This window comes from Prevotella sp. khp7, from assembly GCF_900109055.1.
In the GTDB taxonomy this organism is placed as follows: domain Bacteria; phylum Bacteroidota; class Bacteroidia; order Bacteroidales; family Bacteroidaceae; genus Prevotella.
Genome location: NZ_FOIV01000003.1, coordinates 584,253 through 601,882, shown reverse-complemented (window position 1 = coordinate 601,882; position 17,630 = coordinate 584,253). Strand labels below are relative to the sequence as shown.

Here is a 17,630-nt window from a genome sequence, read left to right as displayed (position 1 = left end):
AAGACGACGACCGCTATTGCTCACATTGTGGAGAGAAGTTATAGAAAAGTATGATTTTGGTATTCGGAGGGACAACAGAGGGTCGTAAGGCTGTAGAGGTGCTGGAGGAGGGAAGCTCGCCTTATTTCTACAGTACGAAAACAGGGGAGCAGGACATCACCCTGCATCATGGGCAACGGATAGACGGGGCCCTTGATGAGGAGGCGATGCGTGCGTTCTGTCGGACGCAGAATATCCGTCTCATCGTTGATGCAGCCCATCCCTTTGCCTCTCAACTTCACCAGACGATTGCCCAGGTCTCCGAAGCACTGAACATCTCCGTTATCCGCTATGAGAGAATCTATCCGGAGCGCAATCCTCATCTGGAATGGATAGAGGATTACTCACAGATACCACAGGATATCCACACTCTTTTAGCTACGACTGGTGTTCAGAGCATTGCCAAACTGAGACCCCTCGAGGCAAAAGGCATGAAGATATTTTATCGCATCTTGCCCAGAGAGTCGTCGATGGCCTTGGCTGAGAAACTTGGGGCTAAGAAGGAACAGTTGTGCTTCTTTGAAGACGGAGCAACGATAGACGTGGAAGCAGAGGCTATTCTCTTGAAAGAGAGTGGTCTTTCGGGAGGTTTTACGGAGAAGGTGGAGGCAGCCAAGGCAAAGGGCATGCGTATTCTGGTTCTGAAACGCCCTGAAATCAACTTCAAACATAGCGTGAATGGCCCTTATGGTTTGCGACGGATGGTGGAGAAGCTGTTGCCAGAATTCTATCCTTTGCATAGCGGACTGACGACTGGCACTTGTGCCACAGCTGCAGCTGTGGCTGCTGCACAAAGACTGCTGAAGAACGAAACACCTGAAGCGGTGCCCGTATTATTGCCAGATGGCGAGACAATCTATGTACCAGTATCTTATAGCGAGGAATACGCCTCGGTATTGAAGGATGCTGGCGATGATCCGGATGTGACGAACGGATTGGAGATTAGGGCGAGTGTCAAGCCATCTGACACGTTCAGGATTCTTGGTGGTGAGGGAGTAGGAAGGTTTACACTTCCCGGTTTTGACTATCCGCCTGGCGAAGCAGCGATTAACAAGGCTCCACGAGAGATGATTCGTCAGAACTTAGAGCCTTTTGGTGTGCCTTTGCAAGTAACGATTTCCGTACCTGATGGCGCTGAGATTGCCCGCAGGACCTTTAACCCCCGTCTGGGTATCGAGGGGGGCATCTCTATCATTGGTGTCTCTGGTATCGTCAAACCTTTTTCTGAGGAGGCTTTCATCGACAGTATCCGCAAGTGTATGACAGTGGCAAAGGCCTCTGGCTCTGAGCGTGTGGTGATTAATAGTGGAGGTAAGAGCGAGCGCTTCGTGAAAGCCCTCTATCCCACCCTTCCTCAACAGGCGTTTGTGGAGTATGGTAACTATATTGGTGAGACCTTGAAGATTGCTCACGAACTCAACATCAAGAATGTGACGCTGGGCGTGATGCTGGGAAAAGCCGTAAAATTAGCTGCAGGACATCTGGATACCCACAGCCGAAAGGCTATAATGGATAAAGAGTTCATCAACGATATGCTCCATGAGGCAGGCATCAGTATCGACATTAGCAATATCACCTTAGCTCGCGAACTATGGGAAATGATTCCTCCAACGAAGATTCAGAGCTATGCAGACGTGGTGATTCGTCATTGCGAAACCCACTGCAAGCCCATTCTGCCTAATGGTGAACTGACTATCCTGCTCATCGACGATGGGGGAAATATTTACCAATAAGACTATTCCTGAACCTCATCATTGCGACGTTTAAAAAGTACAACCGCAATGACGGGAGCGCCAACAAGGGCTGTGACACTATTGACAGGCAGGGCTCCCTCGAAACCTGGCATACGAGCAATAAGGTTGCAGACCAATGCCAAAGCGGCACCACAGAGCATCGTGGCAGGCATGAGGATACGATGATCGGAAGTGCGGAAAAGGGCACGAGCCAGATGGGGAACAGCCAAGCCGATAAACATAATCGGGCCACAATAGGCTGTGACGATAGCCACCAACACACCAGAGCTGATAATGACCAGCATACGCGACCAACGGATGTTCAAGCCAAGATTGGCAGCATATCTGTCGCCCAAAAGCAACAGGTTCATTGATTTCACCAACAAGCAAGCCAAAGGCAGAAGCACGCACATCAACACCACAAAGAGTATCATCTCATCGCCTGAGACTCGCGAGAACGAGCCCAATCCCCATACAACAAAGGCTTTCACATCTTCCTCAGGTGAAAGGAACTTCAATACACCAATGATGGCATTGGCTAAATAGCCAATCATCACGCCAATAATTAATAGGGTTACATTACCTTTCACCTTCTGCGATATCCACACAATGAGAAGCATTACAGCCAAGGCACCCAAGATAGCTGCAACAGACATGGCAGCATCGCCCAAATAGCCTAAACGCGAAAGAGCCACGCCACCCAGACGTCCTGAGAGCAAAACCACAAAAGCCACACCAAGGGCAGAACCGTTGGAGATACCCAAGACGGATGGACCAGCCAAAGGATTGCGGAAAACCGTCTGCATCTGCAAACCACTCACTGCAAGACCAGCCCCTGCCATAATAGCCGTTAGAGCCTGTGGCAATCGAGACTTCCATACAATATTATTCCATATTTCATTAGAGCCACCCCCTAATAGAATACTACACACATCACCTATTGGAATTCTTACAGAACCCAAAAGCAGATTCACAACCGCCAACACTGCGATTGATATCAGTAGTATCACTATCAGAGGGAATGTTCGCTTCATTCTTTTTACCTTTTTACTTTTTTACTTTTCCAAAAGATAATAGAATGTTGGCTGATAATCAGGCTCAACAAGTTCCGGATGGAAGATGGCCACGAAATCTTTCAACAGCACATCGGGCTTTACGGGTGAGATTTCGTAATAGGGCGTCTGTTTCATATTGCAATAGATGACCTTACGCTTCTTGAAGGCCTTGAAGAGTTCGTTGCGAGGCTCTGACGCTTTTAATGCATCGTAAGAGAAATCGCCAGGATAACTGTTCAGAATACGCCAATAGTCGGCATTGGCAGCAAGGGCGTACATCTTTTCAAACTCCAGATTCTCGCCACTGGTCTCATCGTCGTTGATGACATAATTGGCGCCTGCATCGCGGAAAATCTGCGCCAGATAGTTCTTACCTCCCACAGCATGCCAGTTGCCATAGTGCATCTCACCACTCAGAACAGTTGGACGTGTCGTAGTAGCAGCGGCCTTCTCCTTCAGTTCGTTATAGCGACTCTCGATGCCTGCGAATACCTCATTGGCCTCTTTCTCCTTACCAATAAACATACCTATGAACTTAATCCACTCAGCCTGTCCTAAAGGATTGAGTTCCTGATAACCCAAATGGGGCACCAACGTGATACCAGTCTCCTTGATAGCATCATAACCTCCACGCTTTGAGGGAGAGATAAAGATGATATCCGGATTGGCAGCCAGCACCATCTCGGTATCGAAGTTGCCTTCCATACCGATCTTCACGATACGCCCGTCTTTCACACGCGCCAAGATATCCTTATTAAAAAGATTCTTCGTACCAGTGATGCCCTTCACAACATCGTGAGCATCAAGAACGGTGAAGTTAGAGAGTTGCAGGGCTGTCATACAGATAGTTCTGTTGATGGGTACCAGAGTCTTTGTATAGCCCTTAGGTACAAGCACGTCTGCGTTCTTCACCAATGCCAAGTGGTCATGAGTGCCAACATCCACCAGACGAACACCTGACGAATCACGCACACTGAATCCTGTGGCGTATTTCACAGAAATGTCTACCATTGAATCGACAGAGGCTACTGAATCGTTAGAAGATGACTTGCCGTTTTGCATTGTACAAGCGCAAAACAGAGTCATAAGCATAATGGCACAAGATATTTTCTTCACTTGGTTTTATCATTTTATTGGTTTATGGCTGCAAAAGTACAAAATAATTTCGGAGTTTCCACGAGAAATTAAAATTTTTCGTAACTTTGCAAACAAAACGGAACTATTATGCAAACAAACATAGACCAAACCCATTGGTATGACCGAATCTGGGCATCTATGATTTTTTTCACGAGGTTACCTTTCTGGCGGCTTCATGAGCCTCCCAAAGAATGTTACAAGGCTGTAGTTGAACACTGGCCTATGACAGGATGGCTGACAGGTAGTATTATGGCTGTAACCCTTTGGTTAGGCAGTTTATATCTACCCTATGCAGTGGCAGTGCTGCTGGCCATCGTAGTGCGACTGCTAATCACAGGCGCCCTGCACGAGGACGGACTGGCCGACTTTCTGGACGGTTTCGGTGGTGGCGGCGGTAACAACCGCGAACGAATCCTCAACATCATGAAGGATTCGCATATCGGCACCTATGGGGTGATCGGGCTCATCCTCTACGAACTACTCCTGGCTGTATCGCTTTTCTCAATGACACCGATTCTCGCTGCGATGGCCATCTTAGCAGCCGACCCCTTTGCCAAAATGGTAACGGCACAGTTAATTATGATGATGCCATACGCCAGGACAGAAGAAGAGGCAAAGAACAAAACCATATATCGCAAGATGAGTTGGAAGGCGAGTGTCAGTCTGGCCATACAAGGACTACTGCCCATGATGGCTTTTATCTGGCTGACAGGAGCTAAATGGACAACCATCGTATTTATCCCCTTTCTCGTGATGTATTTTCTTTATCTGCTTATCTGGCGGAAAATCCATGGTTATACAGGCGATTGCTGCGGAGCCGTATGTCTGCTGGTTGAGTTGGCAACACTACTCACCATTTGCACACAAAACCTAACGATTAATATTGTTTGGCCATGAGCAAGATTATATTGATAACAGGAGGGCAACGTTCGGGCAAAAGCCGCAAGGCAGAAGAACTGGCACTAAGTATGAGTGAGAACCCTGTGTACGTGGCAACCGCACATATCTGGGATGAAGAGTTCGCTGAACGTGTGAGAAAGCATCAGGAGCGCAGAGGTTCCCAATGGACAAACATCGAGGAAGAGTTACAACTAAGCCTACACGACCTCACGGGCAAGGTTGCGGTGATAGACTGCATAACGCTATGGCTAACCAATTTCTTTTATAAGAACAATTCGAATACCGAACTGTCACTGAAGGATGCGAAGGCTGAGTTCGATGCGTTTACAAAACACGATGCCACTTATATATTCGTAACCAACGAGATTGGCAGTGGCGGCGTCAGTGAGAACGCGATTCAACGAAAGTTCACAGATCTGCAAGGCTGGATGAACCAGTATATTGCCTCAAAGGCTGACGAAGTGATACTCATGGTGAGTGGAATTGCAGTAACCATTAAGGAGACAGGGAGACAGGGAGTTCAAGACTAATGAAAAAGTTCAATATACAACCAGTTGATTGCTTGATGCAAGCTGCGATTCAGGAAAAGATAGACAATCTGAACAAGCCCAAAGGGTCTTTAGGTCGTCTGGAAGAACTAGCTATGCAGATATGTCTGATTCAGCAGACACTAGAGCCGAGTCTCGCCCACCCTTGTCACCTGTTGCTGGGTGGCGATCATGGCATCGAGCGCGAAGGTGTGAGCGTGTCGCCACGCGAGGTCACGTGGCAACAGATGATCAACTTCACGCATGGTGGCGGAGGCGTCAACATGTTCTGTCGCCAGCATGGGTTTAAGTTGCGCATTGTGGATGTGGGTGTGGATTATGATTTATCGGGCATCGATGGCATCATCGATCGCAAGATAGCCCGTGGCACCAAGAATTTTCTCCACGAACCTGCGATGACCGAACAGGAGTTCGACCGCGCCATCCAGATAGGCTGCGACCTGGTGGACGACTGCATCGCCGAGGGCTGCCGTGTATTGAGTATCGGCGAGATGGGCATTGCCAATACCTCACCCTCCAGCATCTGGATGCACCTCTTCACCGGCACGCCATTAAAGGACTGCATCGGTGCCGGCGCCGGTCTCGACACCCCTGGTATCCGCCATAAATATGAAATATTGAATCAAGCAGTAGAGCGCTTCAAAGCAAATGGCTTTGAACCGCTCTCCTACTTCGGAGGTTTCGAGATGGTAGCAGCTATCGGTGCCATGCTAAAAGCCGCCGAAAAGCATCTGGTGATACTCATCGACGGCTTCATTATGACAGCCTGTGCACTGGCGGCTATCCAGCTCTATCCAGCAGCAAAGGACTATATGATCTTTACGCACTGTGGTGATGAGAGCGGGCACCAGCGCATGCTCCATGCCATGGGTGCCAACGCGCTGCTCCATCTGGGCTTGCGTCTGGGCGAAGGAACCGGCGCACTCTGTGCCTTCCCGGTTATCGACTCCGCCGTGCGCATGATGAACGAGATGAATAACTTCGACAAAGCAAGAATCACAAAGTATTTCTAAGAAACAATAATCCCCCGCCAAATGGACGGGGGATTACTTATATGCGAGTTACTTTACTTCTTCAATAATCTTAGCACCTTCCTTAAGGGCTTCCATATTCAGAGGAATCAATCCGTGGTGACGCTCTGGCAGAGTCTTATAGAGAGCCTTCTCCACACCCCTGTCGCTCACTACAGGAGCCACCTTGAGCAGTCCGCCCAGCACAATCATGTTGAACACCTTACCATTCTTCATCTCAGCAGCCTTATCCATGGCATTGATTTCGAAAACAGTAATGTCTTTACGAGTTGGCTTCTTGATGATACCGAAGCTATCATAGATAAGTATGCCACCAGGCTTGATCTTGGGTTCAAACTTCTCAAGTGAGGGCTGGTTGAGCACAACGGCAATATCGTACTTGCTGAGGATTGGCGAAGAAATACGCTCGTCACTAACGATAACCGTTACGTTGGCAGTACCACCACGCTGCTCAGGACCATAAGCAGGCATCCAAGTAACCTCTTTATCCTCCATCAGTCCTGAATAAGCCAGAATCTTACCCATAGAGAGCACACCCTGACCTCCGAAACCTGATATGATAATTTCTTTCTTCATAAAACTGCGTTTTATGCATCATCGGCAGCGCCTCAGCAAAGAGTAAACTCTCTGCATTCGGCTTGCACGATAATTCATTATTTATTTGTCGTATCTTTTAAATCACCTTTGGGATAGAAGGGGAACATATTCTCTTTCATCCACTCATTAGCCTTGGCAGGAGTAAGTTTCCAACCACTGTTACAGGTTGAGACAAACTCTACCAGCGATGAGCCCTTACCAGCCATAGAAGCCTCGAAAGCCTTGCGAAGCGCCTTCTTTGCCTTGTTGATAGAAGCCACCGACTCCACACTCTGACGAGTTACATAACAGGTACCTTCGAGCTGAGCTGCGATATCGGCCATCTTCAAGGGATAACCGTGAATCTCTGGATCACGACCGTAAGGACAGGTAGAGGTTTTCTGACCAATCAGTGTGGTTGGAGCCATCTGACCACCCGTCATACCATAAATGGCATTGTTAACGAAGATAATCACGATGTTCTCGCCACGGTTCAGTGCGTGGATGGTTTCGCAGGTACCGATACATGCCAAGTCGCCATCACCCTGATAGGTGAATACCAGGCGATCGGGCCAGGTGCGCTTGATACCGGTGGCCAGTGCGGGAGCACGACCATGGGCAGCTTCCTGCCAGTCGATATCAATATAATTATAGGCAAACACGGCGCAGCCTACAGGCGATACACCTACGGTCTTGTCCTCCATACCCATTTCCTCGATGACTTCGGCAATAAGCTTGTGTACTACACCATGGCTACAACCTGGGCAGTAGTGCATATTATTGTCGTTCATCAGCGTCGGCTTCTTGCAGACGATGTTCTCTGGTTGAACTATTTGATTTCTATCCATAGCCTTACATCAATTTTTCTTTCAGTGCATTAACGATTTCCTCTGGGTCGGGCACGATACCTCCGAGACGTCCGAACTGCTCTACTGGAACAGTGCCATTCACAGCAAGACGAACATCCTGAACCATCTGGCCTGCGTTGATCTCGGCTACAAGGATACCCTTCACATTTTTTGAGAGTTCTGCGATCTGCTTCTCAGGGAATGGGAACAACGTGATAGGACGGAACAGACCCACCTTGATGCCCTCCTGACGGGCCAGCTCTACGGCTTTCTCTGCGATACGAGCTGCAGAACCGAATGCAACGATAGCATATTCTGCATCGTCCATCTGCTGCTGCTCGAAACGAACCTCATTCTCCTGAATCTTGCGATATTTCTCCTGCAGAGCCAAGTTGCGCTGCTCCATCACCTCAGGCTTCAGTTCCAAAGAGGTAATAACTACGCGCTCGCGGTTCTTTGGCTTACCAGTAGAAGCCCATGGACACTGCTTAATAACTTCCTCATCAGTACGACGGGGCTTGAAAGGAGGCAGTACCACCTTCTCCATCATCTGACCAATGACGCCATCACTCAGAATCATGGCAGGATTGCGATACTTGAAAGCCAACTCAAAGGCGAGGTCAACGAAATCGGCCATCTCCTGCACAGAAGAAGGAGCCAGAACGATCACCTTATAGTCGCCATTACCACCACCACGGGTTGCCTGGAAATAGTCGCCCTGTGAAGGCTGGATGGTTCCCAAACCTGGACCGCCACGCTGAACGTTTACAAACACACCAGGCACCTCAGCACCAGCCATGTAGGTAATACCCTCCTGCATCAGTGCGATACCAGGAGATGACGATGAAGTCATCGCACGCTTACCGGCACCAGCAGCACCATATACCATGTAAATAGAGGCCAGCTCACTCTCAGCCTGCACCACCTGCATACCAGTGGTTTCCCAAGGCTTCAACTCTGCAAGGGTCTCAATTACTTCACTCTGCGGAGTAATAGGATAGCCGAAATAGCCGTCGCATCCGCAACGAATAGCAGCGTGGGCAATAGCCTCGTTACCCTTCATCAACACAACTTCTCTTTCTTCTGCCATACTTATTCCTCCACTTTTTTACGATACACGGTGATGCATCCGTCAGGGCAGACGATGCCACACGAAGCGCAGCCTACACAGGCCTCCTCGTTGACAGCCTCCACGTAGGGATAGCCGTGCAAATTAACTTTGTTGGCCAGAGCAATGACCTTCTGAGGGCAAGCAATGATGCAAAGCGAGCATCCCTTACACCTTTCAGTATTCACCTCAATGGCTCCTTTTAATTTTGCCATATTGTATTTGTTTTTTAATGCTTTAACGCCTAAATTCGAGTTGCAAAGGTACTAATTACTAATTAAATAGCAAAACAAAATGGCTATTTTCTTTCATTTTTCCCAAATACGTCAATAATCGCCCCCAATCAGAGCCGCCAATTTGATATAATCTGCATATTTATAGCAAATCATACTATTTAATATGCATTTTTATCCTTTGCAAACAGATTCTTGATAGTAAGCCAAACTATACGAAAATCCAACCAAATTGTCCAATGCTCGAGATACCAGATATCACGCCTTACGCGCTCTTCCATTTGCCAGAGTTCCTTCGTCTCTCCACGGAATCCTGTCGTCTGGGCCCAACCCGTCATACCAGGTTTTACAAAATGGCGCACCATATACTTATCTATTACCTTCGAATACATTTCCGTATGAGCAATCATGTGAGGCCTTGGTCCTACAATGCTCATCTCTCCCTTCAGCACATTCCAGGCCTGAGGCAGTTCGTCAATATTCGTTCTCCGCATAAAACTGCCAAAAGGGAACTTCCTTTTATCAGCCTTTGACGCCTGCAAATTATCAGCTTCCTGATTCACGTGCATTGAACGGAACTTATATATTACAAATGTCTTTCCATCAAGACCAGTTCTCTGTTGTTTAAAAAACAACGGTCCAGGGCTTTGTTTTTTTATAATAATGTACACGAATGGCAAAATCAACCCTGTAATAACCAACATAAATAATGCCCAAGCGATGTCAAACGTTCTCTTTAACGCTTTATTCACTGGATTCTTCAGCAAACTCTCATGGGTAGTATAAATTTCAATATCCGATAGATATTCTCTCGACATATCCAGTTGAATAAACTCTACAGAGATTGGCACATAGTAGAACTTTATCACATGTTGATCACAATATCTTGACAGATAAAGAATCGTTTCACGTTCCCTTGACGAGAGACTCACATATAGTTCATCACCAATATCTATTGGTTTTTCCTTATTTAACTCCGCCATCAAGTCGCTAATAGTACCCAGCCACTCAGGCTTCTGGCTCTGCCCCATGCCATTTGGAGTCGTTATTGGCTCTTCCTTCATCTTGGAATCTGCATAATATCCCAGGATATGATAACCCGTAGTGGCGTCGTTCACCAATCGCTGATAAACAGCATTCAGTATTGAGTCAGAACCTACGAGGGTAATGGTTCTAGTGTCCCCCCCCCTCTCTCGATATAATTTAATCGCTGTACGTTCCAATAACCTTGATATACTAATCATTATAAAACCGATAGTACCCTGTTCAACGAGCAACCATCCCACAGGTATTCTCAGATCAACCACCTTTATCAACAGATAAGACAATACCGTTTGTGTAGCAGTTAGGAACACAATCCGCCTCAGCACATCCCCACCGGATACCACTCGCTCATGGATAATGGGGTGATAATAATGTTCACTTATCAGCAGGGAAACATTACATATCATCATATAAAACCTGATCTGTGCCCAATCCCATACTTCCATCCTTGGATGCAAGAAAGCAAAGCACAACAGTACCAGATTCAACAGCACAAGGTCGCCCACGATCACGAGCCACATAATTATATTATTTGTACGATTATTCTTACTCATCACCTATAATCCACAAACTAAAGAAACATTGTTTCCTGATACACCCACAGCTACTTTGTCTGTCTTAAACAGTTTATCACTCAACCACCATGTAAATTCTGTAGATGCAATACCAATACCAGCACCAGCCACGACATCATACCAATGATGATGCTTGTTCACTGCACGTTCCACACCAATAATAGTAGCAGCGCCAAAACCTGCTACTGAAACCCATGGGCATTCTTTACCAAACTCCTTATGTAACGATGTTGCCCCTGCGAATGCCAAGGCTGCATGTCCAGAAGGAAACGACTCTTTATCCGAATGGTCAGGTCTATCCTCTTTTATCGTCTTTTTAAGAACGGTCTTTACCCCATAAGTCACAGCCAGCGAGGCAGCAGTATTTACCAGAAATCTTGACCAATTATGCTTTGATACAGTTTCTGCCCACGAAGACCTTTTATCCTTCTCATCCCGATAGAATTTATTTCTTCCCAGGTCCAGTTTTATACCAAGATCTATGTCAAAAAAGCCATTACTACCTGCCGCTACATCCATACCAGTAGAGCTTACCCCTATGCCCTCACTTGTTGTCACCTGATACCCAAAAGAGCTATATAAACTCCATTTATCATTCAAGCGATAAGTCTGCTCAATACCAGCGCCCATCAGAGGTGAACCCGAATGTTCCACGAACTGAGTGACCACTCCCATCCTTAAATAGGCTGATGTATGCCATTTCTTTTGAGCATCATATCCAACAAAGGCATTCGTCAGGTTCAGCATAGCATCAAGGCTAACTGATGCAAAGCCATATTTATCAAAATTCTCACTTGGATTATCCCTTGGTGGCAACCATTCCAATTGATGATTCTCTATCAGTCCATTATCCCATTGTACTCTGGCTCTTAATCCATATTCGGGCGAGAACCATTTACCCATTGACAGATTCACACCATACGTTTTTCCTTTAGGGAATACCCTTGAGAAATCACAACCATACGGATTAATGAGACTCATATCCATACCTGTCTGGATAAACCAATTATCCCAAAAACCATTGGTGAGCACAGAATGGGTATTCTGTTTACTCTTGCCAAGATTCATCTGCGCACCCATGCCTATCGAGAAATAGCCATTACTATTGGAGCCCACACCAGTATATGCATTTGATTCCGATCCCACAAAGCCACTACCCGATAATATATAGGCCACATCCAGATAGAGGCTCCATCGACGATCCAATCGATAGGAGTTGATGATACCGGCACCAGCTAACAATGCACCTTTGCTTACGCCAAAGTTATAGTTTACACCAATTCGTGGATAAATAGTCAGATTCCAGGCTCTATCTTCCTTGTACTCTCCAAACAAGTTATGCAGATTCACCAGTACATCCTCATAAAGAGCTATATAGCCACCTTTCCTTCTGTTCTCTCCAGGCTGATAGAACGGGGCCAGCCAGTTTGCGTGCTCATTCTCCAGTAACGGTAGTTTATTCTCCCAATTGAATTTTCCTCTGAGTCCAACCTGAGGCGTAAACCATTTACCAAGAGCCACATCCATGCCAAACGACTTTCCGTTTGGAAAAACATGTGCAAAGTTATACCCGTATGGGTTCTGCAACGACATGTCCAGATCCATTTGCAAAAACCAATCACTCCAGAACGAATTGGTCTTTACCGTCCTTGGCTCTTCTCCTTTTTCAAATTGCTGAGCATGAGCCATCAAACTACAGCACAAACACAACAGGATATAAAACAATCTTTTCATTCCTATTATACTACGTTTATGGTATCATCATGCATATAATTTCTCCATACATATGTAACATATATAAAGAATATTTCCTATCAAGTATCTTCTCCACATACGCCTTGGTTCCTTGGCCAACCTATATAACCACTCCAATGAATGCGCCTGCATCCATTGCGGAGCTCGTTTCGCTGTTCCTGCATAAAAATCAAAAACAGCGCCTATGGTTCCCACATGACAATGAATATCTAAATTCTTCCAATGCTGACAAGCCCATTTTTCTTGTTTAGGAGCTGTCATGCCTATCCAAAGCAAATCAGGATCTGCCTCATTAATAGCCTTAATAATGGCTGCATTATCTTCATCTGAGAACGCAGTCTTATATGGAGGAGAATACGTAATTATTTCCAAATTAGGATAATCAATAGCAGCTTTTTTCTTAATCTTTTCAAGGACCATATCCGATGAGCCCAAGAACATAACTTTTCCTCTTACATCATCCTTCTTACATCTTCCATCAAGCCTTTGCATCTCGAAGGCAAAAAGATCCCATCCTGCAATGCGTTCCTTAGGCTGTGACTTAGCATTTAGCCAATGGCAAGCCTTAACAATCGATGCGCCATCTGGTATCAGGTAGTCCCCATTCTGTAATGCTTCTGCAAATAATTCATCCTTCTGCGCCACATTATAGGAGTGTGCATTGATGGTATTAATCAACACCTTTCCTATGGGAATCTCCTCCAGTTCCTTTTTTGATTCTATGATATCTAATTCCGTTAACCTCATTTTTCTAATCTACTGATTGTAGGATATGCACCAATTTCTTCTCAAAAGATTGAAGAGTAAAATAGTCCCTATATCTCTGATAGGCATTCTGCCCCATTCTACGACATAGACTATTGTCCTTTAGCAATTTTTCAATAGCATTTGCCAAGTCTTCGGAATTCTTCTTATCACAATTCAATCCATTCTCCCCATCTTTTACAATGTCTGGAATTCCTCCTTCATTAGTTGTTATAATGGGCAAACAATGTTGCATTGCTTCCAGCAATACCAACGGAAAGCACTCATTATTATAAAATGTTGGGAAGACAAACATGTCTGCATCCTTTAATAATATATCCTTTTCTGCTCCATATCTTTTCCCGTGATATAGAACAACTGTTTGCAATCCTCTTCCACGAATCTCATCGTTGAGACATTTAGCATCTATCTCTGCTGTTTCTCCTCCCACCATATCGCAAATAAAAGAGAATCCTTTTTCTTTCAGTATTCTCAGCGCATCAAGCAGGACTAACGCTCCTTTCTCTATGAGCAGATTGCTCAAAAACAAAATGTGAGGGATCTTATTCTGAGATTCCCTCTTTCGTTCTGTACTCCTCTCCGGAATGCCATTGGGGCAAACGTAAACATTCTCTCTCTTAACATATTTCTGGATATCCGGATAGAGTCGTTCTGAAAGCAGAATTACCTTTAAGTTTCTGAAGAAATGCCTGTACAACAGATTATCAAGCAAATTTTCTTGCCTTGATGATACTCCCTTATTATGATAATGAGCGACCACCTTACACCCCATCCGCTTCAGCAGCATCACGACAATGAAGTCCTTATAGAATGGAGCACCCTTTGCATTGGGGGTGATATAGACAACGTCTGGCTTCAATTCCTTTATTGAATGATGTATTCGTTTTAGTAGGTTCCAGAAAGATAAAACCTTCTTTAACTTGAACTTTCCAATATCTTCAAGCCCTAATGCTGTTGCCAGATTAATATAATGGCAATCACATTCAGAGTTGATAAGCTCAGAATCATATATATACTGCCCTACCATCGCTGCTCCATGAACAGGAGGAGGCATATGCAGAATCAATAAAATGGTATACTTCATTGTTTTCATTCCTGATGAATATCCTTATAATCAAAAGTCATCTATTCCAATTTCTAATTTGAATCGAATAATACGATAGGAACTTATTATACTGTCCTTTGTGAGACGACATCTAATTTGTTTAGTGACTGCATTAGGATTTTATAAATCACTGCCAGCAGGAAAGAAACGCTTAACAGATAGCTAAGGGCGAATTGCATCATCTCCAGACCCGGATTCAAGGAGATTATCACTGTTTCATATATAAAAACAGAAAACAATCGCCATAGTAGACTCCTCATTCTTTTATCAGCATATCTATACATTTTAATAACAATACATATCATTTTAACATTCAATGTCAAGAACAAAAAGCCCCCCAGTAACCCCATACGATAAAACATATTTAATAGTGAAGAGTGATTAGCGACTAAAAAAACACCCGTTTCCATGGATTCATTATTGTTTTGAATATACATAGACGAATTATCGACCATATATATAATATCATCCGTTACATATGCAGAGCCAAACCCGACACCAGTAAAATAGGTTTGAGATAATGAATTAATTTCATTGATCCATACATAAAGTCTCCACAAACTATTAGGATCTTCTTGTACATAATACATGATAAAAGCAGATGACAGAAATAGTATTATTACAGAGAGAGAAAGGATGAGTATAATTTTCCTTGCAGTGTTTTTGTAAAGAAACGAAGAAATTCTTCTTTCAAAAAACAGAAGAAACATCATAATCATAAAACCTAATATATAAGCAGATTGCTCTGTGTTGATGAATATAGCCAAAAGCATCAATAGTTTGCTACGCCTTTTCCAGGCAATCAATGATAGCGTTATTAGCAATAATCCCATTACACATATTTCACGATTTATTAAAAACACGAAAATATAGAATAGGATCAACTTCCTATTACTAAAAAAATCATATAGTCTAAGCCTATAAATCCCATAACTCAGCAACACTGGGATTAATAATTCTGCAATGATAAAGAAATGTCGTGGCAGGAAAGATATATTAAATCCAAGACCAGCTATTCCCCACATCCTCGGCAGGTTTAATAGTGAGATTATAAAGTAAAAACCTGCAACACCCCAAAAACTTATAAAGTAGAGTCTAAACTTTTTTAAATCATAATCATAAGTGAAAAACTTATGTATAAAAGTTTTATTATGCCAGACATAATATGCTGAGACAAAGATAAAAGCCAAGAAACCTATAGTCTGTACAGACTTAGGCAAATATGTGAATATGAGTATATAAACAATATAACAAACGACGAAGGATTTCTCCATATTAAACTATATATATATACGCGTTACCCATATCATTGTTCTGAGTCTTGATAGATATCTTCGTATGCACTTTGCATAACCTCCATTGAGAATTTTTCCTTAACATATTTATAAGCTTCATCCCCTAAGGATATGCGATCAAATCCATCAATCTTACTGAATAGCTCCATATATTGTTCCAAATTATTATTATCAACTTTTAATGGCCATTCATCTGGTAATGTTTCATTTAAACTATTACAAGAATTAATAATTGCAGGCACCTTGGCTAATGAAGCTTCTATTGACATCAATCCAAGCCCCTCAAAGTTAGATGGCATAAATAGATAATCAAAAGATGATAAAAAAGAAGAAAGATTATACACCTTTTCGTAGTAATGTACATTCTGATTATTATCTTTCAACCTCTTTATTTTCCAATACAAGCTACCATTACCAATTATCCAAAAGACAAGACTCTTTTTATCCTTACATTTAGTAATTACTTCAATTAACACATCAATTCCCTTCTGGTATTCCAGTCTTCCAGCAAACAGAATATTCGTTTTTGCTTTATCAATGCCTTCAAACGGTTGTTGTTCTACCTCTTTTACGCCATTATAAATTACACGAGGCCATTCCCCATAGAAATTAAAATAATTATTCTGGACGGCTTTGCTAATAGTGATATTAGAATGTCGACGAATATAAAAACGTTCCACCATATCACCTATATTTGGCCATTCATCCCAAAGCATGATATTGTGGATTGTTCTAATATATTTAGTTTTCCGAAACATCCAACCAAACATCCTATAGAAACAGTAAACACTGAGTTCTGGTATTTCTGTATGCGAATGGATGACGGCTGGTCTGTATCTTAGGAATATGAAAACGAACCACAAAGGGAATAAGATAATCCCCAGTTTATTAAAACCAATTAACGATCGGTGATACTTAATACCACAATTCTTCATATCCTTGATAAATTCATCAGAATATGAACTCACACCTCGAACCACCTCCACAATATGATACTCGAATTCTGGATTTGGACTACTAGCAATACTAACAGCCACCTTCTCAGCGCCCCCTAAGTCGAAATGAGTAATAATATGGAAAATACGCTTCATCTATTAACCTATTTTCTTAAATGTGTATGAGTATTTTAACAAAAGATTCCTAAGAAATCGTTTTGCTCGCCTTTTAAAACTGAAAACCGTTCTCCAGCCATCATTGGGAGTATATTCTTCTCTCCAACTACCTAAAGCTAAATGCTGACAATACGACTTCGAAAGGTATTTCTGTCCACAGAAGTAATCAGAGGGATAGATAACCAACCCGTTCTTACAATATTGGGTTGATTGTATCTTAGGATGCCAATCATATCCATATTCACGTGCAATAACGGCCTGTACATAAGGCAGTATCACATAATTATATCTAAGGCTCTGTGGAAGTTTTTCGTCCTTTGACTGTATAAAATGACGTCCATCAAAATATCTCATACAGTCTCTGATATATTCTGAGTTAGGTTCTGCTCCCATACAATGAGATGAAAGATAATTAACCCATCGATCTTCTATAGGAAGCTGGTTATAAGAATCCTCTTTGCCTATGAACACTTTGTTACCCAACAAATCATCAAATGATTTATATAATAGCACATCAGTATCCAAATAGATACCACCTTCAAAATATAAGGCATATAAACGTACGTAATCAGCAGCATAAGCCCATTTTCTCGCAGCCAACGCTTCTTTTAAGAATATGGAATCAATGTCTTTAATGGCATTTATATCCCACAAACGAAATTCGTAACCTACGAGATTTCTTTTCCATGACGCCATGCAGTCTTTTATCATTTGTGGCATTTCTTCGCCACTAAACCATGTGTAATGTATTACCTTAGGTATCATTTCTAA

The 17,630-nt window shown here is 43.5% G+C and carries 17 protein-coding genes; 4 read left to right on the top strand and 13 right to left on the bottom strand.

Annotated features, from left to right (window positions below; all coding sequences use genetic code 11):
* Positions 1-50 precede the first annotated feature (50 nt).
* The gene (gene cbiD, locus BMX82_RS09540) at positions 51-1,772 is read left to right on the top strand and encodes a cobalt-precorrin-5B (C(1))-methyltransferase CbiD (protein WP_091768295.1); all 1,722 of its coding nucleotides are present in this window, start codon (positions 51-53) and stop codon (positions 1,770-1,772) included.
* A 2-nt stretch (positions 1,773-1,774) separates the two neighbouring features.
* Here the strand turns inward: cbiD and BMX82_RS09535 are convergent, their stop codons facing one another.
* Complete coding sequence (locus BMX82_RS09535) at positions 1,775-2,806, bottom strand: iron ABC transporter permease (RefSeq protein WP_091768292.1); 1,032 nt, start codon at positions 2,804-2,806, stop codon at positions 1,775-1,777.
* Between the two features lie 21 nt (positions 2,807-2,827).
* Positions 2,828-3,919, bottom strand: coding sequence for an ABC transporter substrate-binding protein (locus BMX82_RS09530; RefSeq protein ID WP_091768289.1), 1,092 nt, complete (start codon positions 3,917-3,919; stop codon positions 2,828-2,830).
* Positions 3,920-4,051: 132 nt separating this feature from the next.
* Here BMX82_RS09530 and cobS point away from each other — a divergent pair, with 132 nt between their 5' ends.
* The 3 genes from cobS to cobT are packed head-to-tail and all read left to right on the top strand — an operon-like array spanning position 4,052 to position 6,425.
* Positions 4,052-4,861 (top strand): adenosylcobinamide-GDP ribazoletransferase, encoded by an 810-nt coding sequence (gene cobS, locus BMX82_RS09525; protein WP_091768286.1) that lies wholly within the window; start codon positions 4,052-4,054, stop codon positions 4,859-4,861.
* A complete protein-coding gene (gene cobU, locus BMX82_RS09520) occupies positions 4,858-5,394 on the top strand; it encodes a bifunctional adenosylcobinamide kinase/adenosylcobinamide-phosphate guanylyltransferase (RefSeq protein ID WP_091768283.1) in 537 nt (178 codons plus the stop codon). Before cobS ends, cobU begins: the two co-directional genes overlap by 4 nt.
* Positions 5,394-6,425 (top strand): nicotinate-nucleotide--dimethylbenzimidazole phosphoribosyltransferase, encoded by a 1,032-nt coding sequence (cobT, locus tag BMX82_RS09515; RefSeq protein ID WP_091768280.1) that lies wholly within the window; start codon positions 5,394-5,396, stop codon positions 6,423-6,425. Before cobU ends, cobT begins: the two co-directional genes overlap by 1 nt.
* A gap of 48 nt (positions 6,426-6,473) precedes the next feature.
* On the opposite strand, the gene BMX82_RS09510 is transcribed toward cobT, so the two are convergent.
* From BMX82_RS09510 to BMX82_RS09460, 11 genes are all read right to left on the bottom strand, one after another.
* Entirely contained in the window at positions 6,474-7,019 is a 546-nt protein-coding gene (locus BMX82_RS09510; RefSeq protein WP_091768277.1) for a 2-oxoacid:acceptor oxidoreductase family protein, read from the bottom strand.
* 77 nt (positions 7,020-7,096) lie between these two features.
* Positions 7,097-7,867 (bottom strand): thiamine pyrophosphate-dependent enzyme, encoded by a 771-nt coding sequence (locus tag BMX82_RS09505; protein WP_036911178.1) that lies wholly within the window; start codon positions 7,865-7,867, stop codon positions 7,097-7,099.
* Positions 7,868-7,871: 4 nt separating this feature from the next.
* Positions 7,872-8,957: a 3-methyl-2-oxobutanoate dehydrogenase subunit VorB gene (locus BMX82_RS09500; protein WP_036911179.1), complete on the bottom strand. Its 1,086-nt coding sequence runs from the start codon at positions 8,955-8,957 to the stop codon at positions 7,872-7,874.
* Positions 8,958-8,959: 2 nt separating this feature from the next.
* Positions 8,960-9,190, bottom strand: coding sequence for a 4Fe-4S dicluster domain-containing protein (locus tag BMX82_RS09495; protein ID WP_036911182.1), 231 nt, complete (start codon positions 9,188-9,190; stop codon positions 8,960-8,962).
* A 179-nt stretch (positions 9,191-9,369) separates the two neighbouring features.
* Positions 9,370-10,806: an exopolysaccharide biosynthesis polyprenyl glycosylphosphotransferase gene (locus tag BMX82_RS09490; protein WP_091768274.1), complete on the bottom strand. Its 1,437-nt coding sequence runs from the start codon at positions 10,804-10,806 to the stop codon at positions 9,370-9,372.
* A gap of 3 nt (positions 10,807-10,809) precedes the next feature.
* On the bottom strand, positions 10,810-12,561 hold the full coding sequence (locus BMX82_RS09485) for a phosphatase PAP2 family protein (RefSeq protein WP_091768271.1): 1,752 nt from the start codon (positions 12,559-12,561) through the stop codon (positions 10,810-10,812).
* A gap of 27 nt (positions 12,562-12,588) precedes the next feature.
* Positions 12,589-13,329 (bottom strand): WecB/TagA/CpsF family glycosyltransferase, encoded by a 741-nt coding sequence (locus tag BMX82_RS09480; protein WP_091768268.1) that lies wholly within the window; start codon positions 13,327-13,329, stop codon positions 12,589-12,591.
* A gap of 4 nt (positions 13,330-13,333) precedes the next feature.
* Positions 13,334-14,431, bottom strand: a complete 1,098-nt coding sequence (locus tag BMX82_RS09475; protein WP_091768602.1) for a glycosyltransferase family 4 protein — start codon at positions 14,429-14,431, stop codon at positions 13,334-13,336.
* Positions 14,432-14,517: 86 nt separating this feature from the next.
* Entirely contained in the window at positions 14,518-15,642 is a 1,125-nt protein-coding gene (locus BMX82_RS13045) for an O-antigen ligase family protein (RefSeq protein ID WP_218142021.1), read from the bottom strand.
* A 116-nt stretch (positions 15,643-15,758) separates the two neighbouring features.
* On the bottom strand, positions 15,759-16,838 hold the full coding sequence (locus BMX82_RS09465) for a glycosyltransferase (protein ID WP_091768262.1): 1,080 nt from the start codon (positions 16,836-16,838) through the stop codon (positions 15,759-15,761).
* Between the two features lie 3 nt (positions 16,839-16,841).
* Complete coding sequence (locus tag BMX82_RS09460) at positions 16,842-17,624, bottom strand: glycosyltransferase family 32 protein (protein WP_091768258.1); 783 nt, start codon at positions 17,622-17,624, stop codon at positions 16,842-16,844.
* Between the last annotated feature and the right edge of the window lie 6 nt (positions 17,625-17,630).